23 protein-coding genes are annotated in these 17879 nt (G+C 64.3%); 11 read left to right on the forward strand and 12 right to left on the reverse strand.

Going from position 1 to position 17879, the window contains the following annotated elements; all coding sequences use genetic code 11:
* Positions 1-54 precede the first annotated feature (54 nt).
* Genes IG197_RS19135 through IG197_RS19145 form a run of 3 tightly spaced genes read left to right on the forward strand, consistent with a single transcriptional unit; the run spans position 55 to position 2707 of the window.
* Positions 55-678 carry a shikimate kinase gene (locus IG197_RS19135; RefSeq protein ID WP_067957558.1) on the forward strand — a complete coding sequence of 208 codons (624 nt, stop codon included), beginning with the start codon at positions 55-57 and terminating at the stop codon, positions 676-678.
* Positions 675-1787: a 3-dehydroquinate synthase gene (aroB, locus tag IG197_RS19140; RefSeq protein ID WP_192314278.1), complete on the forward strand. Its 1113-nt coding sequence runs from the start codon at positions 675-677 to the stop codon at positions 1785-1787. Before IG197_RS19135 ends, aroB begins: the two co-directional genes overlap by 4 nt.
* Positions 1784-2707, forward strand: a complete 924-nt coding sequence (locus IG197_RS19145; RefSeq protein WP_154386100.1) for an HlyC/CorC family transporter — start codon at positions 1784-1786, stop codon at positions 2705-2707. The genes aroB and IG197_RS19145 overlap by 4 nt, the downstream gene beginning before the upstream one ends.
* On the opposite strand, the gene IG197_RS19150 is transcribed toward IG197_RS19145, so the two are convergent.
* The 4 genes from IG197_RS19150 to IG197_RS19165 all read right to left on the reverse strand — a co-directional run bounded on the left by IG197_RS19150 (position 2655) and on the right by IG197_RS19165 (position 4625).
* Entirely contained in the window at positions 2655-3365 is a 711-nt protein-coding gene (locus IG197_RS19150) for an MIP/aquaporin family protein (RefSeq protein ID WP_192314280.1), read from the reverse strand. The two genes, IG197_RS19145 and IG197_RS19150, sit on opposite strands and share 53 nt — an antisense overlap.
* Positions 3362-3892, reverse strand: a complete 531-nt coding sequence (locus IG197_RS19155; protein ID WP_154386102.1) for an arsenate reductase ArsC — start codon at positions 3890-3892, stop codon at positions 3362-3364. Before IG197_RS19155 ends, IG197_RS19150 begins: the two co-directional genes overlap by 4 nt.
* A 4-nt stretch (positions 3893-3896) precedes the next feature.
* On the reverse strand, positions 3897-4241 hold the full coding sequence (locus tag IG197_RS19160; protein WP_192314283.1) for a helix-turn-helix transcriptional regulator: 345 nt from the start codon (positions 4239-4241) through the stop codon (positions 3897-3899).
* An 81-nt stretch (positions 4242-4322) separates the two neighbouring features.
* Positions 4323-4625 carry a BolA family transcriptional regulator gene (locus tag IG197_RS19165; RefSeq protein ID WP_192314286.1) on the reverse strand — a complete coding sequence of 101 codons (303 nt, stop codon included), beginning with the start codon at positions 4623-4625 and terminating at the stop codon, positions 4323-4325.
* Between the two features lie 141 nt (positions 4626-4766).
* Between IG197_RS19165 and IG197_RS19170 the strand changes: the two genes are divergently transcribed.
* The 5 genes from IG197_RS19170 (at position 4767) to IG197_RS19190 (ending at position 9824) form a co-directional block, all read left to right on the forward strand.
* On the forward strand, positions 4767-5375 hold the full coding sequence (locus IG197_RS19170) for a J domain-containing protein (protein ID WP_192314288.1): 609 nt from the start codon (positions 4767-4769) through the stop codon (positions 5373-5375).
* A 116-nt stretch (positions 5376-5491) separates the two neighbouring features.
* Positions 5492-6478, forward strand: a complete 987-nt coding sequence (gene cobS / locus IG197_RS19175; RefSeq protein ID WP_067957584.1) for a cobaltochelatase subunit CobS — start codon at positions 5492-5494, stop codon at positions 6476-6478.
* A gap of 12 nt (positions 6479-6490) precedes the next feature.
* Positions 6491-8389: a cobaltochelatase subunit CobT gene (cobT, locus tag IG197_RS19180; RefSeq protein ID WP_154386106.1), complete on the forward strand. Its 1899-nt coding sequence runs from the start codon at positions 6491-6493 to the stop codon at positions 8387-8389.
* 8 nt (positions 8390-8397) lie between these two features.
* Complete coding sequence (locus IG197_RS19185; RefSeq protein WP_192314291.1) at positions 8398-9405, forward strand: esterase-like activity of phytase family protein; 1008 nt, start codon at positions 8398-8400, stop codon at positions 9403-9405.
* Positions 9406-9452: 47 nt separating this feature from the next.
* A complete protein-coding gene (locus tag IG197_RS19190; RefSeq protein WP_192314293.1) occupies positions 9453-9824 on the forward strand; it encodes a nuclear transport factor 2 family protein in 372 nt (123 codons plus the stop codon).
* A 140-nt stretch (positions 9825-9964) separates the two neighbouring features.
* On the opposite strand, the gene IG197_RS19195 is transcribed toward IG197_RS19190, so the two are convergent.
* Positions 9965-11065, reverse strand: coding sequence for a saccharopine dehydrogenase family protein (locus tag IG197_RS19195; RefSeq protein ID WP_192314296.1), 1101 nt, complete (start codon positions 11063-11065; stop codon positions 9965-9967).
* Between the two features lie 122 nt (positions 11066-11187).
* Here IG197_RS19195 and IG197_RS19200 point away from each other — a divergent pair, with 122 nt between their 5' ends.
* Positions 11188-11616: an Lrp/AsnC family transcriptional regulator gene (locus IG197_RS19200; RefSeq protein ID WP_154386110.1), complete on the forward strand. Its 429-nt coding sequence runs from the start codon at positions 11188-11190 to the stop codon at positions 11614-11616.
* Between the two features lie 6 nt (positions 11617-11622).
* Here IG197_RS19200 and IG197_RS19205 read toward each other — a convergent pair whose 3' ends face one another.
* From IG197_RS19205 to rpmB, 6 genes are all read right to left on the reverse strand, one after another.
* Positions 11623-12072 (reverse strand): N-acetyltransferase, encoded by a 450-nt coding sequence (locus IG197_RS19205; RefSeq protein WP_192314299.1) that lies wholly within the window; start codon positions 12070-12072, stop codon positions 11623-11625.
* 96 nt (positions 12073-12168) lie between these two features.
* The gene (locus IG197_RS19210; RefSeq protein ID WP_192314302.1) at positions 12169-12798 is read right to left on the reverse strand and encodes a DsbA family protein; all 630 of its coding nucleotides are present in this window, start codon (positions 12796-12798) and stop codon (positions 12169-12171) included.
* A 14-nt stretch (positions 12799-12812) separates the two neighbouring features.
* A complete protein-coding gene (locus IG197_RS19215; RefSeq protein WP_192314305.1) occupies positions 12813-13175 on the reverse strand; it encodes an antibiotic biosynthesis monooxygenase in 363 nt (120 codons plus the stop codon).
* Positions 13176-13275: 100 nt separating this feature from the next.
* Positions 13276-14223, reverse strand: coding sequence for a LysR family transcriptional regulator (locus tag IG197_RS19220; protein ID WP_192314308.1), 948 nt, complete (start codon positions 14221-14223; stop codon positions 13276-13278).
* A gap of 59 nt (positions 14224-14282) precedes the next feature.
* Positions 14283-14960: a queuosine precursor transporter gene (locus tag IG197_RS19225; RefSeq protein ID WP_067957605.1), complete on the reverse strand. Its 678-nt coding sequence runs from the start codon at positions 14958-14960 to the stop codon at positions 14283-14285.
* 122 nt (positions 14961-15082) lie between these two features.
* A complete protein-coding gene (rpmB, locus tag IG197_RS19230) occupies positions 15083-15379 on the reverse strand; it encodes a 50S ribosomal protein L28 (protein WP_067957607.1) in 297 nt (98 codons plus the stop codon).
* A 255-nt stretch (positions 15380-15634) separates the two neighbouring features.
* On the opposite strand from rpmB, the gene IG197_RS19235 reads away from it, so the two are divergent.
* Both IG197_RS19235 and IG197_RS19240 read left to right on the forward strand, forming a co-directional pair.
* The gene (locus tag IG197_RS19235; RefSeq protein WP_192314311.1) at positions 15635-16417 is read left to right on the forward strand and encodes a DUF3108 domain-containing protein; all 783 of its coding nucleotides are present in this window, start codon (positions 15635-15637) and stop codon (positions 16415-16417) included.
* A gap of 129 nt (positions 16418-16546) precedes the next feature.
* Positions 16547-17443 (forward strand): DMT family transporter, encoded by an 897-nt coding sequence (locus IG197_RS19240; protein ID WP_192314314.1) that lies wholly within the window; start codon positions 16547-16549, stop codon positions 17441-17443.
* Here IG197_RS19240 and IG197_RS19245 read toward each other — a convergent pair.
* Complete coding sequence (locus tag IG197_RS19245) at positions 17440-17877, reverse strand: cupin domain-containing protein (protein WP_192314318.1); 438 nt, start codon at positions 17875-17877, stop codon at positions 17440-17442. The genes IG197_RS19240 and IG197_RS19245 overlap by 4 nt on opposite strands.
* Positions 17878-17879: the final 2 nt, after the last annotated feature.

The following is a 17879-nucleotide window of genomic DNA, read 5'->3' on the forward strand; positions in this document are numbered from 1 at the left end:
ATGCGCTTGACGCAACGGGGCTTTTCATGTCGATACGCCGGCGAAAGGGACGCCATGACACCCGACGCGCAGACTCCATTTCCCGAAGGCTCCGTAGCCGCCCTGCTAGAACGGCTCGGCACCCGTTCGATCGTTTTCGTCGGCCTCATGGGCGCCGGCAAGACCGCCATCGGCCGCAAGGTCGCGCAGTCGCTCGGCCTCGGTTTCATCGACAGTGACCACGAGATCGAAAGTGTGTCGCGGATGACAATTCCCGAGCTCTTCGAACGCTATGGTGAGGTCGAGTTCCGCGCGCTTGAACAGCGCGTCATAGGCCGCCTCCTGGAAGGTGGCCCGCAGGTTCTGTCGACCGGCGGCGGCGCCTTCATGAATGCACAGACCCGCGCGGCAATCGCAGGCCACGGCGTTTCGGTCTGGCTCAAGGCCGAGCTCGACCTTCTGATGGAACGCGTTTCCAAGAAGCAGAACCGGCCGCTGTTGCAGAATGCCGATCCGCGTGCCGTGCTGGCCAAGCTGATGGACGAACGCTACCCGGTCTATGGGCTTGCCGACCTCACCGTTGCGACACGCGACGACCGCAAGGAGGCGATCGCCAGCGAGGTCATCGAGGCGCTGTGCAGCCATCTCGGCGTGCCCGGCAGAATTCACGTTTCGGAAGGTTCGGAGGATCACGAATGAGCGTCGTCACCGTCGAAGTCGGACTTGGCGACCGCGCCTATGAGATCCTGATCGGCCCGGGCCTGATCGCGCGCGGCGGCGAGCTGATCCAGCAGCGCCTGCCCAAGGCGCGTTGTGCCATCGTCACCGACGAGAATGTCGCTGCTGCCCATCTCGAACCGCTGGTCGAAAGTCTCACGGCTGTCGGCAATGCGCCTGCTGTCATCACACTGCCAGCCGGTGAAAAGACCAAGAGCTTTTCCTCGCTGGAAACCGTTGTCGACCAGATCATTGCCGCCCGGCTCGAGCGCGGTGATGCGGTGATCGCGCTTGGCGGCGGCGTCATCGGTGATCTCACCGGTTTTGCCGCCGGCATCGTGCGGCGCGGCATGAATTTCGTGCAGATGCCGACCTCGATGCTGGCGCAGGTTGATTCGTCTGTCGGCGGCAAGACCGGCATCAACAGCCCGCGCGGCAAGAACCTCATCGGCGTCTTCCATCAGCCGAAGCTGGTGCTGGCCGACACCGCGGCCCTCGACACGCTGCCGTTGCGCGAATTCCGCGCCGGTTATGCCGAGGTCGCAAAATACGGCCTGATCGACCGCCCGGATTTCTTCGCCTGGCTGGAGCAGAACTGGCAGGAGGTCTTTTCGGGCGGTGCGGCTCGCATCGAGGCTATTGCGCAGTCCTGCCGCGCCAAGGCCGACGTGGTTGCCCGCGACGAGTTCGAAACCGGCGACCGGGCGCTTCTCAATCTCGGCCATACGTTCGGTCACGCGCTTGAAGCTGCCACTGCCTATGACGGTGCACGGCTGGTGCATGGCGAGGGTGTTGCAATCGGCATGGCGCTGGCGCACCGCTTCTCGGCCAGGCTCAATCTGGCAAGCCCCGACGATGCGGCACGCGTCGAGGCGCATCTGCGCGCCGTCGGCCTGCCGTGGCGCATGTCCGACATCCCTGGGGACCTGCCGGACGCCGAGGCGTTGTTCAACTACATTACCCAGGACAAGAAGGTGTCGCGCGGCGCACTGACCTTCATCCTGACGCGCGGCCTCGGCCAGTCCTTCATCGCCAAGGACGTGCCGGCCTCCGAAGTGATTTCCTTCCTCAAGGAGCAGCGTCAGGGATGATCGAGGCCGGCTGGATCGCTGCGGGCGCGCTGTCAGGGCTGGTCCTTGCCGGGCTGGCCTTCCGCGAGCGGCTGCTTGCCTCGCTCGGCTACGAATTGATTGCGCTGACGCCGCAGCGTTCCGGCCACGCCGAACTGCGCGGCGCGGTCGATGAACTCCATCGCGACGGCCAGGTGGTCAAGCAGGACCGCGACCAGGTCGGCGGCCTGCTCGACCTGCATGAGCTCGAGGTGTCGGACGTGATGGTCCACCGAACCAACATCCGCTCGATCAATGCCGACATGGCGCCCGAGACACTGGTGCGCGAGATCCTGCAGAGCCCCTACACCCGCATGCCGTTGTGGCGCGGCTCGCTCGACAACATCGTCGGCGTCGTCCACGCCAAGGACCTGCTCCGCGCGCTCAACGACGTCGAAGGCGACTATTCACGCGTCGACGTGCCGAAAGTCGCCTCCAAACCCTGGTTCGTGCCCGACACGACCTCGCTTCAGGAACAGCTCAACGCCTTTTTGCGGCGCAAGGCGCATTTCGCCATCGTCGTCGATGAATATGGCGAGGTCGAAGGGCTGGTGACGCTGGAAGACATCATCGAGGAGATCGTCGGCGAGATCGCCGACGAGCACGACATCGATATTCAGGGCGTCAAGCAGGAGGCCGACGGCTCCGTGGTCGTCGATGGCACCGTGCCGATCCGCGACCTCAACCGCGCGCTCGACTGGCACCTGCCGGACGACGAGGCGACGACGATCGCCGGCCTCGTCATCCACGAGACCCAGTCGATCCCCGAGGAAAAGCAGGCCTTCACCTTCCACGGCAAGCGCTTCATCGTCATGAAACGCGACAAGAACCGCCTCGCGCGGATCAGGATCAGGCCCGCGGTGGTCGAGCCTCAACCGGCCGCAGCGCGTCCGCCGAAGTAACACCCGGCCACAAGACCCGACCTGCCGCCAGGCCAAGCACCGCTCCGGCCAGTTGGGCCGCGATGAATGCCGGCGTGTCGGCGGGCGCGATGCCCGCGAATGTATCGGTCAGCGCCCGCGCGATGGTCACAGCTGGATTGGCGAAGGACGTCGACGAGATGAACCAGTAGGCCGCAAAGATGTAGAGACCGACGGCGGCGGGCGTCGTTTTGGGTGCCTGGGCAATGCAGCCGAGGATGGTCAACACCAGTCCAAAGGTTGCGACTGCCTCGCCGAGCCATTGGCCCGGGCCGGTTCGGACCGTGGTCGAGACCTGCAGCAGCGGCAGGTCGAACATCGCGTGCGCCAGCAATACGCCCAGTATCGCGCCGCTCGCTTGTGCTGCGACATAGGGCGCGACCAGCGACCATGCCAGGCGCCGGTCGAGCGCCGTCACGAGGCTGACTGCTGGGTTGAAATGCGCGCCGGAGATTGGCGCGAGAATGGTGATGAGCACCACCAGCATGGCCCCGGTGGCCAGGGCATTGCAGAGCAGTGCCAGCGCTACGTTACCCTGCGCAAGCTGCGCCGCCATGATGCCGGAGCCGACCACGGTTGCGAGAAGGAAGGCACTTCCTAGGCATTCGGCAAGCAATCGCCGCGCGAGCAAAGCGCTCATGTGCTGGAATCGCCTGCTTTTGTGCTGGCACCTTCCATCTTGCCGATATCATGCAGATGTGCGGTCAGCGCCATGCGGTCGAGGCTGGTGATGGGCAGCGCGGTGAATGCCCTGATGCGGTTGCGCATGTATTTGAAAGCGGTGACGAAAGCTGCTTCCTTTTCGAGGTCGGTACCTTCGACGTGGCTCGGATCCTCGATGCCCCAATGCGCGTTGGCCGGATGGCCGAGCCAGACCGGGCAGGCTTCGCCGGCAGCGTCGTCGCAGACGGTGAAGATGAAATCCATCTCCGGGGCGCCGGCCGCGGCGAACTCATCCCAGGTCTTCGAGCGGAAGCCGTCGGCCGGATAGCCATAGCTTTCAAGCACCTTGAGCGCGAAGGGATTGACGCTGCCCCTGGGCTGGCTGCCGGCGGAAAAGGCGTTGAAATGCGGTGCCCCATCCTTGCGCAGGATGCCCTCGGCGAGGATCGAGCGGGCGCTGTTGCCGGTACAGAGGAAAAGCACGTTGAAAGGCCGATGGGTCATGGCATTACTCCGATGGCGTGCAGCAGGGAGACAATTCGGCGAGCAGCGGCGCGCAGATCTCCGGCTTGCCGTCGCAGCAATCCTGCAGCAGGAACAACAGCACATTGCGCAGGGCAGGGAGGTTGGCGCGGTAGATGATCGAGCGCCCCTGGCGGTCGCCGGCGGCGAGGCCGGCGCGGGTCAGCACGGCCAGATGCGCGGACATGGTGTTTTGCGGCACGTCGAGTCGGCGTGCCAGGTCGCCGGCGGCAATGCCGTCCGGCTCGGCGGCGGCCATCTGGCGAAAGGCCTCCAGCCGTGTCGGTTGGGCCAGCGCGGCGAGAGCGTCGATCGTGTCGTTTGCATCCATATATCCAGACTAATGGATGTATGTGACAGGCAAATGACGAGGCAGCGTGGGGCTGCGCTCAACAATCGTGCAGAAAGAAAATTACCAGCGTGTCGCTTCGCCGGGGGCTGCCGGCTCGATCGCCAGTGCGTGCAGGCCGGCCTTGAGTTCGGCTGCCAGTGCGTCGTTGACGGCGCGATGGCGGTCGATGCGACTCATGCCGGCAAAGGCGGGGGCGACGATGCGGATGCGGAAATGTGTCTCGCCTGACCCGTCGAAGGTGGCGTGATGGCCGCCGTCGACATGGTGGTGGCCGGCATGCAGGTGGCTTTCATTGAGCACGACGAGCCGCTCCGGCGAAAATGCCTCGTTCAGCTTCGTTTCGATAGTCGCCTGTATGGACATCGGTCTCGCCTTTCACCACATGTGTCGCCGCGACCAATCATGCCCTCGGGCAAAATTGGGCCGCAAATCAGGCGTTAGGGCCAACATCCTCGAAATGTCAATTCTTGTTTCGCCGCGCCAAGAGGCGGTAAATACGACCAGATGAAGCCGTACCCAAAATATTTCGACAAGATCCGCGTCCGGCCCGATCCGGAAGCGGAGGTGAAGTCGCATGCCCCGCTCTGCCAGTGGGACGGCTGCAAGCAGCCGGGAACGCACAAGGCGCCGGTCGGCCGCATGAGGGAAGGCGAGTACTTCCGCTTCTGCTTCGATCACGTGCGCGAGTACAACAAGGGCTTCAACTACTTCTCCGGCCTCGCCGACGGCGATATCGCGCGTTTCCAGAAGGAAGCGCTGACCGGCCACAGGCCGACCTGGACCATGGGATCCAACGGCTCGGCGCGTACGGCGCCTGACTTTGCCCAGCAGCGCTCGGGCCGCGCCGGCTACTACAGCCGCATGCGCGATCCGCATAACCCCTTCGGTGCCCAGGGCGCGCCGCGCCAGCGCAAGGCGAAGCCCTTGGAGGCCAAGGCACTGGAGACGCTGGGACTCGATTCGCGCGCCACCGGCTCCGATATCAAGGCGCGCTACAAGGAACTGGTCAAACGCCACCACCCCGACGCCAATGGCGGCGACCGAGGTTCTGAAGACCGTTTCAGGGATGTGCTCCAGGCATATCGCGTGCTCAAGCAAGCGGGATTGTGTTGAGCCAGCCGCGGTCGCGGCCTTTTTCCAACTTTCATCTGGTCGGAAAAGGCTTTATGACCGCCCCCGAAGAAAATTCGATTGCCGGCGTGGCCTGAAGCCACGCGCGTGGAGACGCTATGAACAAGGTCGATCGCGACATCACCAACCTGCCTGATACCACGGTGTCGGTGAAAGACACCTTCGGCTTCGATTCGAAGATGGTCGTGCCGGCCTATTCGGCCTCGTCGGAGCATGTGCCCGACATCGATCCGGACTATCTGTTCGACAAGGCAACGACCATGGCGATCCTCGCCGGCTTCGCCTACAACCGCCGCGTCATGGTGTCGGGTTACCACGGCACCGGCAAGTCGACCCACATCGAACAGGTCGCCGCCCGTCTCAACTGGCCGATGGTCCGCGTCAACCTCGACAGCCATGTCAGCCGTATCGATCTGGTCGGCAAGGACGCGATCGTCGTCAAGGAAGGCATGCAGGTCACCGAGTTCAAGGACGGCATCCTGCCCTGGGCCTACCAGCACAATGTCGCGCTCTGCTTCGACGAGTATGACGCCGGCCGCCCCGACGTGATGTTCGTCATCCAGCGCGTGCTCGAATCGTCGGGCCGCCTGACCCTGCTCGACCAGAGCCGCGTTATCCGCCCGCACCCGGCCTTCCGTCTGTTTGCCACCGCCAACACCGTCGGCCTCGGCGACACGACCGGCCTTTATCACGGCACCCAGCAGATCAACCAGGCGCAGATGGACCGCTGGTCGATCGTGACCACGCTGAACTACCTGCCGCACGACAACGAAGTGAACATCGTCATTGCCAAGGCCAAGCACTACCGCGACGCCAAAGGCAAGGAGATCGTCAACAAGATGGTCCGCGTCGCCGACATGACGCGCTCGGCCTTCATCAATGGCGACCTGTCGACGGTCATGAGCCCGCGTACCGTCATCACCTGGGCTGAAAACGCCGAGATTTTCGGCGATGTCGGCATGGCCTTCAGGCTCACCTTCCTGAACAAGTGCGACGAACTCGAACGCTCAGTCGTTGCCGAATTCTACCAGCGCGCCTTCGGTGAGGACCTGCCGGAATCCGCCGCCAACGTCGTGCTTGGATAAGAACAGGCTCAAATGGCAGGGCCGGGCGACAACACACGCAACAAGTCGAAGACGGGCTCTGAAGCCGACAGCTTCAAGCGCGCGATGACCGTCTGCATGCGTGCCATTTCGGGGGACAACGGCCTCGAAGTGGCCTTCGCCAAGGAGCGGCCGGCGCTTGCCGGCAATCGCGCCCGCCTGCCCGAGTTGCCCAAGAAGGCCTCGCCCAGTGACATCGCCGTCACCCGGGGCCTCGGCGATTCCATGGCGCTGAAGCGTGCCTGCCACGACGGCCGCATCCATGCCCGCCTGGCGCCCGAGGGCAAGCAAGCCCGTGCCGTGTTCGACGCGGTCGAGCAGGCTCGTGTCGAGGCAATCGGCAGCCGCGCCATGACAGGCGTTGCCCAAAACATCACCTCGATGCTCGAGGACAAATACGCCAAGGCCAATCTCGCCGACGTCACCGAACAGTCGGAAGCGCCGCTCGAGGAAGCGCTGGCGCTGATGGTGCGCGAGAAGCTGACCGGCCAGCCCGTCCCCAAGAGCGGCGAGCGCATGGTCGCGCTCTGGCGCGACTGGGTCGACCAGAAGGCCGGTGGCGATCTCGACGGCCTGCTCGGCAGCCTCGAGGACCAACAGGCTTTCGCCCGTGTCGTCCGTCATATGCTGGCCTCGCTCGAGATGGCCGAGGAATATGGCGACGACCAGGAGACCGAGGACAACGAGGACCAGGACGACGACCAGCCGCAAGGCGAGGAGCAGAGCGAGGAGGGCGGCGAGGACGATTCCGGCTCCGAGCAGGCACAGTCCGAAGATGCCGAATCCTCCGCCGACGAAGAGCAGTCCGGCGAGATGGAGGCGTCCGATGCCACGTCCGACGAGATGTCCGACGACGATGACGTCGATTCCGAGACGCCGGGCGAGGCGCGCCGCCAGGACAATCCCTTCGCCAACCTGCCGCGGGAAATCGACTACAAGGTCTTCACCACCGCTTTCGACGAGACGGTGGGCGCCGAGGAGCTGTGTGACGAGGACGAACTCGACCGTCTCCGCGCCTTCCTCGACAAGCAGCTCGCCAATCTGTCTGGTGTCGTCGGCCGTCTCGCCAACCGCCTGCAGCGCCGCCTGATGGCGCAGCAGAACCGTTCCTGGGACTTCGACCTGGAAGAGGGCTATCTCGACCCCGCACGCCTCGTGCGCGTCGTCATCGACCCGATGCAGCCGCTGTCGTTCAAGCAGGAGCGCGACACCAAGTTCCGCGACACCGTCGTCACGCTGGTGCTCGACAATTCCGGCTCGATGCGTGGCCGTCCGATCACCGTTGCCGCAACCTGCGCCGACATATTGGCGCGCACGCTGGAGCGCTGCGGCGTCTCTGTCGAGATCCTCGGCTTCACGACGCGCGCCTGGAAAGGCGGACAAGCACGCGAGAAGTGGTTGAAGGACGGCAAGCCGCCGAATCCCGGCCGCCTCAACGACCTCCGCCACATCATCTACAAGTCAGCCGACGCGCCGTGGCGCCGCGCCCGCCGCAATCTCGGCCTGATGATGCGCGAAGGCCTGCTTAAGGAAAACATCGACGGCGAAGCGCTGCTCTGGGCGCACCAGCGCCTGATCGCACGGCCCGAGCAGCGCAAGATCCTGATGATGATCTCGGACGGCGCGCCGGTGGACGATTCGACGCTGTCGGTGAATCCGGGCAACTATCTGGAGCGCCATCTGCGCGCCGTCATCGACCTGATCGAGACGCGCTCGCCGGTCGAGCTTCTGGCGATCGGCATCGGCCACGACGTCACGCGCTACTATCGCCGTGCCGTCACCATCGTCGACGCCGAGGAACTGGCAGGTGCGATGACCGAGCAGCTCGCCTCGCTGTTCGGCGAAGAGAGTGCGCGCGAGACCCGCCGCGGCGGCTTCCGGCGCGCCGGGTGAGCTTGTCCATGGCCCGGCTGCGGCACCTTGCTTGCGCTGCCTTGGCGGCGCTCGCGCTGTCGGCATCGCTCACCGCGTCCTCGCGCGCCGAGCAGCCTGCCATCGAGCGCATCGAGATATCAGCCCGTCCCATCGCCCGCTTCCAGATCGGTCTCGACCAGAAGATCTTTGGTCCGCTCGAATTCGTCGGCGGCCTCGAAATGACCTCGTCGTCGCGCAATCTCGGCGCGCTGTCGGCCTTCCGCTTCCTCAAATCGGGGAGTGACTTCATCGGCGTCGCCGACACCGGCTTCTGGTATTTTGGACGTGTCGCCCGCGATTCCGCGATGCGCCCGACGGGCATCGAGAACTTTCGCATGGTGCAGATGGTGGACAGCTCCGGTGTCGCCGTCGAAAAGAAATGGCAGGCCGATGCAGAGGGCCTTGCGGTGAAGGACGGTATCGCTACCGTCGGCTTCGAGCGCACCCACCGCGTCGCCCAGTACCGCATCGATCCCGACAACATGCAGCCGCCGTTCCGCGAGCTCGAGTTCCTCGTGCCGCGCAACGAGCTCAGGACGAATCGCGGCTTCGAGACCGTCGCCTATTCCACTGAGAAGGGCGGGCTTGTGGTGGTGTCGGAAAAGAGCCTCGACACATCAGGCAACATCTTCGCCGCGATCATCGAGGGGCCCAAGAAGGGCGTCTTCACGGTCAAGCGCAATGGCGAGTTCGACATCACCGACGGCGCCTTCCTGCCCGATGGCGACCTGCTGCTGCTTGAACGTAGCTTCTCGATGGCTTCGGGCGTGAAGATGCGGCTCCGGCGCATTGCCTCCGAGACAATCGCCAGGGGCCAGATCGCCGACGGCCCGGTGCTGCTGGAAGCCAACATGGGCTACCAGATCGACAACATGGAAGGGCTCGACGTCTGGCAGCGCAGCGACGGCGCGCTGATGGTATCGCTGGTCTCCGACGACAACCATTCGATCCTGCAGCGCAACCTCTACCTGGAATTCATCCTGCACGGCGATTGAGCAGCGATTTTCCGCTATTGTCGGCGCCTGCGATGCGGGAGCCAGCCATGTCGTCCGATGTCACCAGCCTCATTGACCGCTACTGCGCGGTCTGGAACGAACCCGACGCCGACAGTCGCAAGGAGCTGCTCGAAGCCGTCTGGGCCGAGCGGGCGACATACACCGACCCGCGGGCCGACATTGTCGGTGCTGATGAGCTTCTGGTGCATATCGCAAGTATCCGGATGAGCCGCCCCGGTGCGACGATCGTCCGCACCACCTCTGTCGATCTTCATCACGGCGTTGCCCGTTTCGGCTGGCGCGTCGTCGAGGCCGACGGCACGCCGCTGCCCGAAGGCCTTGATATTGCCGAGCTTTCGCCCGACGGGAAGCGAATCGCGCGCATCATCGGCTTCTTCGGGCCGATGGTGGCGATCTGATCTGCCTGAACTTGCCCTTGGCCGAGCCAAGCAGGGAGCCGGTCGCAGCTATCCGGACAAAAAGAAAGCGAGGGGTCCCCTAACCCCTCGCTGCAAAAATCATGACCTCCGGGGTATCCTCCCCGTAAGGCGTCCCCCAATCAGGCTGCCAGATGGCTTGACGTGGCCTGGGCGTAGTTGTGGCCGAAGCGGTTGGCGAGGAAGGCGTCGAGTGCGATGTCTTCCTGGCGGATGAAGCCCTGCTGCGGCAGCGTACCGTTGGCCAGCATGTCGAGCACGGCGCAGATGCCGGAAGCCGTGGTGATCTGGATGGCGCTGCGCACCATCTTGCCCATCTGGCGGCTGTAGATCTTGTTGGCGTAGCTTTCCTGGAGCAGGCGCCCGCCCTTGCGACCGCTGACGGTGACGAAGATCACCACCACGTCCTGCATGGTCGCCGGCAGCGAGTTCTCCAGGATGTCCTTGAGCACTTCGCGGCGGTGACGCAGGCCGAGATCGTTGAGCAGCGCCTTCATGATCGCGGCGTGGCCGGGATAGCGAATGGTGCGGTAGTTCAGCGTGCGCACCTTGCCCTTGTAGGTCTCGCACAGCGTGCCGAGACCGCCCGAGGTGTTGAACGCCTCATAGGTGATGCCGTCGAGCGAGAACTCTTCGCGTTCTTCCAGCGGCGGCACCTCGACCAGCGAGCCTTCGACGATCGCCTCGCAGGGCTCGCAATACTCGTTGATGACGCCGTCGGTGCTCCAGGTCAGATTGTAGTTCAACGCATTGGACGGGTACTGCGGCAGTGCGCCGACGCGCATGCGCACGCTCTCCAGCGAATCGAAGCGCTTGGCGAGATCGTTGGCGACGATCGAGATGAAGCCCGGTGCGAGGCCGCACTGCGGGATGAAGGCGCTCTTGGCGGTGGTCGCCAGTTCCTTGACGATGCGGGTCGAAGCGACGTCCTCGGTCAGGTCGAGATAGTGCACGCCGGCCTTGGCGGCTGCCTCGGCAATGCGCGTGGTGAGGTGGAAGGGGGCAGCGGAAAGTACGGCGAACTTGCCTGCCAAAACGGCGTCGAGGGCGCCAGCTTCGGCGATCTCGACCTTAAGTGCCTGCACGGCGTTGCCGGTCTCGAGCGAATCAAGTGCGGCCTGCGAGCGGTCGACCACGGTCACCTGGTAATCGCCACTCTCGGCCAGCATGTCGGCGATGGTCGAGCCGATCTTGCCTGCGCCTACGACAACGATCTGTTTCATGGTCATGTCCCCTTCAAATGGAATTTCGCGCGGAGTCTACGGTCGCACCACGTCAAAAGGCAGTATCGATATTGCCGAAAGGCCGATATGTTTTGGACGAAACGACGTATGGTATCGACGAAATGACGACAGACCCTGACCGCGCCCTGCTTGCCTTGTTGCGCGAGAACGCGCGCGCCTCGACGGCCGAGCTGGCGCGCAAGCTAGGTGTGTCGCGAACGACGGTGCAAAGCCGGATCGAGCGGCTGGAACAGCGTGGGGTGATTGCTGGCTACAGCGTCAGGCTGTCGCCAGACTACGAGAAGAACCTGGTTCGCGCGCATATCCTGGTCACCGCGCTGCCCAAGGTCTCGGCGGCGGTGGAGGCGGTGCTGAAGCGGATTCCCGAGGTGCGCACGCTGCATTCGGTCAGCGGCAATTTCGACATGATCGTCGTCGTCGAGGCGCCGTCGGTGCGCGACCTCGATGCCTTGATCGACCGAATAGGTGCGCTCGAAGGTGTCGAACGCACCTTGTCGTCGATCGTACTGTCGACGCGAATCGACCGCTGATCGGCCTCAGCCGATCGCCGAAAGGTCGTGACGAAAGACGACCTCGCCACCGATAACCTCGCCCGTCGCGCGGAAGCCAACCTCGCGATAGAGCGCCATCGCCATTTCGTTTTCCGGCACGACGCTCAAGGTGACATGGCCGCAGCTGGGCAGCTTCGACATCAGCTTCAGCATCTCCAGCAACGCCTTGCGGCCATAGCCGAGCCGCTGGTAACGCTGGTCGATCATCAGCCGATAGATCCAGTAATTGCCGTCGTCGGGATCGAGCGCATACATGGTGAAGCCGACCGGCAGGTCATCGGCATAGATGGCGAACGGCGCGCAATGGTGGCCCGCATCAGCCTCTTCGATCGAATCCTCGTTGCTGGCGACAAAATTCTGCTGCGCCGGCGCGACTTGCAGTTCAAGCATTCTTGCCCGCTCGGCATCGTTGAGCGGGCGTAGTGTAATGGTCATGTATCCACCGTGTCTGACGTAACTCCCGCGACATTGTCGAGATTGCATTACGCCAGCATGTCCCCGGTGGTCGCGGAAAGTAGCGAATACCGATGCTCATGCGCTCGGCTCGCTTGCCGCCGCCTGTCGCAGCAGCTTGGCAAGCTCCTCGACCGGCTTGACCGCCGAAGTCGGCGCTGTCCCGGCGAGGACCATCACCGGCACGCCCGATATGCCGCGTTCGACGGCGAGGCGGTTGTCGGCGCGCACGGCGGCGGGGAAGTCGTCGCCGGCGAGCAATTCCGCCACCGCACCTGGCGCAAGCCCGGCCTCGCGGCCAAGCCGGTCCAGAACGCCGCGGTCGGCTATGTTTTCGGCCTCGCTCTGATAGGCGCGCAGCAGGCGTTCCATCACCGCGTCGGCCTTGCCGCTCGCTGTAGCAAGGTGAACCAGCCGGTGCGCGTTGAAGCTGTTGACCGGGCGGGCGTTCTCCAGGTCGAGCTTGATGCCCTCGACCGTTGCGAACCCTGTGATCTGGGCGATCCGCGCTTCGGCCGCATCGCCGCGCCATTGCCTGATCATGTCGGCGGCGCTGTCGCCTGATATCAGGGCGCCTTCGGGCGACAACTCGAAGCTGCGCCAAACGATCTTGATCGGCGTGCCGGCAAGCGCCGAGGCGGCTTCGAGGCGGCGCTTGGCGATGTAGCTCCACGGGCACAGCACGTCGGCATGCATCTCGATCTGCATGGTCTCCTCCCGGCTCAGGCGTCGATCGGGCGCGGGCCGGGCGCGATTTCGCGGACGAGGTTGTAGCGCGGTGGGCCGCTCATTCTGGGCTCGGCCTTGCCCTTGAGGCCGTCGATGACGCCCTGGATCGCCGCAATGCGCGCGGCATTGTCCGAAACGCGCTCGAATTCGCGATGCGCGGCTTCGCTTTCCCAGTGGATGATGTTGTAGACGCGTGTGCCGTCGGTGCTGGCAAACAGATGCGCCGACTTGTAGCCGGGATAGAACTGTACCCATTTTTCCTGCAGGCCGGCGAAGGCGTCGATCAGCTCTTGCTGTGTCTGGGCGCCGTCCACGGTGTAGTCGATGATCGAGTAGAATCCCTGTGTGTCCTGCATCTGCATGTCCTTTCGTCGCTTTGATGAGCCGAAGGTAAGGACAGGTACCCGGCCGGATTAGCCGGAGATTTCAGGATGCAGCTTCCGGATCGACGGAAGATCAGGCGACGAACAGCTGGCGCGGAAAATGCGCGACGACATGGTCGATGAAGGAGCGCAGGCGCCTCGAGACGATGCGCTGGCGCAGATAGACGATGTGGATCGGCTGCGCCTCGCCGCTCCACTCGGGCAACAGAATCACCAGCTCGCCACTGGCCAGTTCCCGGGCCAGGAACGCAGCCGGCACCAGCGCGATACCACGACCCGCGACGGCTTGATGCCGCAATGACGAAAGCTGGTTGCCGGTGAAACGACCGGAGATGCTCAGTTTGTAGGGGGCGCCGCCGGCGTGGCGTAGTTGTGCCGAGGCATATCCGGAAAAGGACATCAGCTGGCCGGTGTCGATGTCACCAGGATGGCTGATTGGTGCACGTGCCGCGAGATAGGCAGGTGACGCCACGAGCCTCAGCGCGGCACTGCCAAGCGAACGCGCCACCAGCCCCGAATCGTCGCGCAGCGTGCCGACCCGAATGGCGACGTCGATGCCGTCAGTAAACAGGTCGGCGTTGCGGCCGCTCAGATTGAGCTCCAGCGACATGTTGGGATGAGCCTCGAGGTAGCTGCTCAGCAGCGGCGCCAGCACATCGTCCATGGCGATCGTGCTCGCCACTCTGAGCTTGCCGCTCAGCCCTGCCGCCGTGTCGGTCAGCTCGGCCTCGTAGCCGCGCAGTTCGGCCAGCGCCCGCGACGCGACCTCGTGATAGCTTGCGCCGGTTTCGGTCAAGGCCAGACGTCGCGTGGTGCGCTTGAGCAAGGTGTTGCCGAGGCGGGTTTCGAGTGCGGCGATACGCTGGCTTATCGTTGAGACGGGGATGCCGGTGGCTCTGGCTGCGCCGGAAAAGCTTCCGGTCCGAACGACCTCGAGGAAAAGATCAACCGAATCGAGAGCCATACCCTTGCCGATCATGCCGTGGCGCGAGCCGGTAAGGTATGCGGCGGCGCCCGACATGCAAGAGCAGCCGATCGATCATCGGCTGCTCTTGGCAATGCTGTCGTATTTGTTGGCGGCTATGCCAGCGCCGGCTGTGTCCAGCGCGCGGCGATCAGGCGGTAGGGGATCAGCGCGAAGACGGCGATCAGAAGCTTCACCGTGAGGTCGCCGAGCGCCCACGAGATCCAGCGCGCCGCCTCGAACGGCAGCACGCCGAACAGCGGGGCCGCTTCCAGGGCGAATGCATCCTCGGGGCCGAGGAAAGCGAAGGCTGCCGAAAAGGCGATGCCGAAGAAGATCGCCGTGTCGAACACCGAACCGACGAGCGTGCCGAAGATCGGCGCGCGCCACCAGCTCTGCCGGCGCAGCCAGTTGAACACGGTGATGTCGAGCAACTGGGCGGTCAGGAAGGCAGCACCGGAGGCAACGGCGATTCGCGCCAGTCGATCGGCAGCCGTGTCGAACGGGATCAGGCCATAGCGGAACAGCACCGGCGGAATGACGATCGAGCAGACCACCGCAACCGTGAAGCCGACGAAGACGATACGCCGTGCCAGCTTCGGGCCGTAGCGCCGGTTGGCAAGGTCGGTGACCAGGAATGAGAAGGGATAGGTGAAGGCGCCCCAGGTCAGGACGTCGGCAAGCGCCAAAGGTCCGACCTGTCCCTGCATCGGGAACTGGACGAGAATGTTGGAAGCGACGACGACAAGCGCCATGGCCGCCACGAAAGGCAGGTATCTTGAACCGGAGTTCATTTTTTTATCCTGGGTAATGGAACCAGCGGTACGGGCATAGCCCGGGCGGATTTGGGCGGAGCCTCCATCGTCCTTGCGGCCGTCAGAGGCTCCAGGCGGTCGTCCCCCGCCTCGTCAGACGATTAGGCTGCGGCCTGCTCGGCGTTCTTCTTGGCGATCTGCTTCTTGAGCAGGCGCGCACGCTGCGACAGCTCTTCCGCGTCAGCCTTGATCAGGAAGGCGTCGAGGCCGCCGCGATGCTCGACCGTGCGCAGGGCGTTGGCCGAAATGCGCAGGCGCACGTTCTGGTTCAGCGTCTCGGAGATGAGCGTGACGTTGACCAGGTTCGGCAGGAAGCGACGACGGGTCTTGTTGTTGGCGTGGCTCACATTGTTGCCGGTCATGACGGCTTTGCCGGTGAGTTCGCAAGCGCGGGACATGTTACTTACCTTCAGTTCTGGCGGACCAAGCGACGATGACGCACCGAATAACGATGGCGCGCGGTCTCAGTCAGGCGGCCTCATGGAAAAAGTTGGCGTTCCATAAGTGTATTTCACCGACGCGTCAAGCACCCCGGTTGTTTCCAGGCATTGTCCCCAACTCCACAGAATGGCCGGAATTGGTTCTATAACCATTGCGCAGGGACGTGAACAGCGGCAGGCGCAGCTTGCGCTGTCGATGAGGTGTTAACGAGAATGCGCCGCCCCGCACCGATCCTGCTTTGCCTTTGCCTCGCCGTCCTGCCTTCGCCGCTGCTCGCCGCCGGCAAATCCTTCAGCGGCGATTACTCGCTCTCGTTTCTTGGCATTCCGGTCGCCAAGGCGACCTTCGACAGCACCTATGAGGGCAACTCCTATATCGTCAACGGCAGGGTCTCCAGCGCCGGGCTGGCGGCCTTCTTCGACGACACGCGCGGCACGATCTCGTCGCGCGGCAGTTTTGGCGAGGGCCGCACCAGGCCACGAGCCTTCCGCGCCGACTATGTCTCGGGCAAGGTCAGCTCGCTCGTCGCAGTCGGCTTTTCCGGCGACCGCGTCACCAGCACCGAGGTGGTGCCGCCGCCCAAGAAGCGCGGCAAGACCTGGATTCCGCTCGGCGCCAACGACCTGCGCGGCGTCGCCGATCCGATCGCCGCGACCGTCATCCGCGCGCCCAGCCTCGACAAGGTCTGCGGCCGCACTGTCAGGATCTATGACGGCGAACTGCGTGCCGACCTCAAGCTGACCGAGGTGTCGCGCAAGAAGATGGCGGTCAAGGGGTTCGAAGGCGACACAGTCACCTGCCGCATGGGCTTCCAGCCTGTCTCGGGCTACCGCACCGACAAGAAGGCGCTGACCTTCCTGCGCGACCGCAGCCGCATCATGGTGACGTTTGCGCCGCTCGGCGAAACCGGAGTATATGCGCCTATATATGCGACCGTAAGCACGGAGATCGGAAAGATCACCGTCAAGGCACGGCGCTTCGAAGCGACCAATTGAGCATGACCCGAACGAAGCATGTTCCCGAAAAGTGGACATCGATTTTCGGATAGGCAACGAAAAGGGGGCGCCGGTTTCCGGACGCGGTCATGCTCCACGGTGAAAGGCGCGTTGCGCCGGGAGGGGTAAGTGGGGCGCGCAACCTTGATCGGATTTTCGGCGGTCGCCATGTGGGCGCTGCTGGCCTTGCTTACCGACGCCTCCGGTTCGGTGCCGCCGTTCCTGATGTCGGCGATCACCTTCGCCATCGGCACCTGCGTCGGCCTCGTTGCCCGCCTGTTCATGCCCAAGCCCGTCAAGGCCGAGAAGATCCCGGCGCAGGTCTGGATCATCGGCATCGTCGGCCTGTTCGGCTACCACTTCTTCTACTTCACCGCGCTGCGCAACGCGCCGGCGGTCGAGGCCAGCCTGATCGCCTATCTCTGGCCGCTCTTCATTGTGCTCGGCTCGGCGCTGATGCCGGGCGAGCGCCTGCGCTGGAACCACATCGCCGGTGCGCTGCTCGGCCTGGCCGGCACCTTCCTGATCGTCACCAAGGGCGGCGGGCTGGCCTTCGAGCCGCGCTACGCCTTCGGCTACATCATGGCCTTCGCCTGCGCCTTCCTGTGGTCGGGCTATTCGCTTCTGTCACGCCGCTTTCCCTCGGTGCCGACGACCGTCGTCACCTGGTTCTGCCTGGCGACGTCGGTGCTTTCCCTTGCCTGCCACCTGGCGCTGGAAGAGACCGTGCTGCCGGCCAATGCCGGCCAGTGGCTCGCCGTGCTTGGCCTCGGCCTGATGCCGGTCGGTGCTGCCTTCTATGCCTGGGACATCGGCGTCAAGCGCGGCAACATCCAGGTGCTCGGTGCTGCGAGCTACGCAGCCCCGCTGCTGTCGACCCTGGTGCTGATCGCGGCCGGCTTCGCCGAACCATCGCTGCGCATCCTCGCCGCTTGCGTGCTCATCACCGGCGGTGCGGTGCTGGCGGCGAAATCGCTGATCTTTGGCGAGGGCAAGGGGCCGGCCGCCGACGGGGCAGGGGCCTAGCCGACACTCGGCTCCCAGCCCGGTTCCGCCAACTCGAACTGGGCGAATTCGAAACCCGGTGACACCGTGCAGCCGACAAGCGTCCAGTCACCCAGGCAACGCGCCGTCTGCCACCAGCCGGATGGCACCACGCATTGCGGCCGCTGGCCGGCTGCGATGTCGACGCCAAGCGTGTGGGCGACAAGGACGCCGCCTTCCTGGAACAGTTTCAGTTCGATCGGCGCGCCGGCATGGTAGTGCCAGATTTCGGCAGCGTCCTTGACCCGGTGCCATGCCGACACGTCACCGTGCTCGAGCAGAAAATAGATCGCCGTCTGGTTGCCGCGCGGGCCATGCGGTCCGGCTTCCGGATTGTCGCGAAATGTCTCGACATACCAGCCGCCCTCGGGGTGGCGTTGCATGCCGAGGCTGGCGATGATCTCCTGAGCCGTCATGG

Source organism: Aminobacter sp. SR38 (genome assembly GCF_014843375.1).
Classification (GTDB): domain Bacteria; phylum Pseudomonadota; class Alphaproteobacteria; order Rhizobiales; family Rhizobiaceae; genus Aminobacter; species Aminobacter ciceronei.

What these genes read in the sequence shown, in the direction of transcription:
- IG197_RS19210 (WP_192314302.1), bottom strand. Translation starts at nt 12,798, where the DNA reads ATGCAGATCGAGATGCATGCCGACGTGCTGTGCCCGTGGAGCTACATC.
- IG197_RS19160 (WP_192314283.1), bottom strand. Translation starts at nt 4,241, where the DNA reads ATGGATGCAAACGACACGATCGACGCTCTCGCCGCGCTGGCCCAACCG.
- IG197_RS19135 (WP_067957558.1), top strand. Translation starts at nt 55, where the DNA reads ATGACACCCGACGCGCAGACTCCATTTCCCGAAGGCTCCGTAGCCGCC.
- IG197_RS19170 (WP_192314288.1), top strand. Translation starts at nt 4,767, where the DNA reads ATGAAGCCGTACCCAAAATATTTCGACAAGATCCGCGTCCGGCCCGAT.
- IG197_RS19200 (WP_154386110.1), top strand. Translation starts at nt 11,188, where the DNA reads ATGACGACAGACCCTGACCGCGCCCTGCTTGCCTTGTTGCGCGAGAAC.
- cobS (WP_067957584.1), top strand. Translation starts at nt 5,492, where the DNA reads ATGAACAAGGTCGATCGCGACATCACCAACCTGCCTGATACCACGGTG.
- cobT (WP_154386106.1), top strand. Translation starts at nt 6,491, where the DNA reads ATGGCAGGGCCGGGCGACAACACACGCAACAAGTCGAAGACGGGCTCT.
- IG197_RS19245 (WP_192314318.1), bottom strand. Translation starts at nt 17,877, where the DNA reads ATGACGGCTCAGGAGATCATCGCCAGCCTCGGCATGCAACGCCACCCC.
- IG197_RS19205 (WP_192314299.1), bottom strand. Translation starts at nt 12,072, where the DNA reads ATGACCATTACACTACGCCCGCTCAACGATGCCGAGCGGGCAAGAATG.
- IG197_RS19220 (WP_192314308.1), bottom strand. Translation starts at nt 14,223, where the DNA reads ATGTCGGGCGCCGCCGCATACCTTACCGGCTCGCGCCACGGCATGATC.
- aroB (WP_192314278.1), top strand. Translation starts at nt 675, where the DNA reads ATGAGCGTCGTCACCGTCGAAGTCGGACTTGGCGACCGCGCCTATGAG.
- IG197_RS19185 (WP_192314291.1), top strand. Translation starts at nt 8,398, where the DNA reads ATGGCCCGGCTGCGGCACCTTGCTTGCGCTGCCTTGGCGGCGCTCGCG.
- IG197_RS19190 (WP_192314293.1), top strand. Translation starts at nt 9,453, where the DNA reads ATGTCGTCCGATGTCACCAGCCTCATTGACCGCTACTGCGCGGTCTGG.
- IG197_RS19195 (WP_192314296.1), bottom strand. Translation starts at nt 11,065, where the DNA reads ATGAAACAGATCGTTGTCGTAGGCGCAGGCAAGATCGGCTCGACCATC.
- IG197_RS19215 (WP_192314305.1), bottom strand. Translation starts at nt 13,175, where the DNA reads ATGCAGGACACACAGGGATTCTACTCGATCATCGACTACACCGTGGAC.
- IG197_RS19165 (WP_192314286.1), bottom strand. Translation starts at nt 4,625, where the DNA reads ATGTCCATACAGGCGACTATCGAAACGAAGCTGAACGAGGCATTTTCG.
- IG197_RS19145 (WP_154386100.1), top strand. Translation starts at nt 1,784, where the DNA reads ATGATCGAGGCCGGCTGGATCGCTGCGGGCGCGCTGTCAGGGCTGGTC.
- rpmB (WP_067957607.1), bottom strand. Translation starts at nt 15,379, where the DNA reads ATGTCCCGCGCTTGCGAACTCACCGGCAAAGCCGTCATGACCGGCAAC.
- IG197_RS19225 (WP_067957605.1), bottom strand. Translation starts at nt 14,960, where the DNA reads ATGAACTCCGGTTCAAGATACCTGCCTTTCGTGGCGGCCATGGCGCTT.
- IG197_RS19150 (WP_192314280.1), bottom strand. Translation starts at nt 3,365, where the DNA reads ATGAGCGCTTTGCTCGCGCGGCGATTGCTTGCCGAATGCCTAGGAAGT.
- IG197_RS19235 (WP_192314311.1), top strand. Translation starts at nt 15,635, where the DNA reads ATGCGCCGCCCCGCACCGATCCTGCTTTGCCTTTGCCTCGCCGTCCTG.
- IG197_RS19155 (WP_154386102.1), bottom strand. Translation starts at nt 3,892, where the DNA reads ATGACCCATCGGCCTTTCAACGTGCTTTTCCTCTGTACCGGCAACAGC.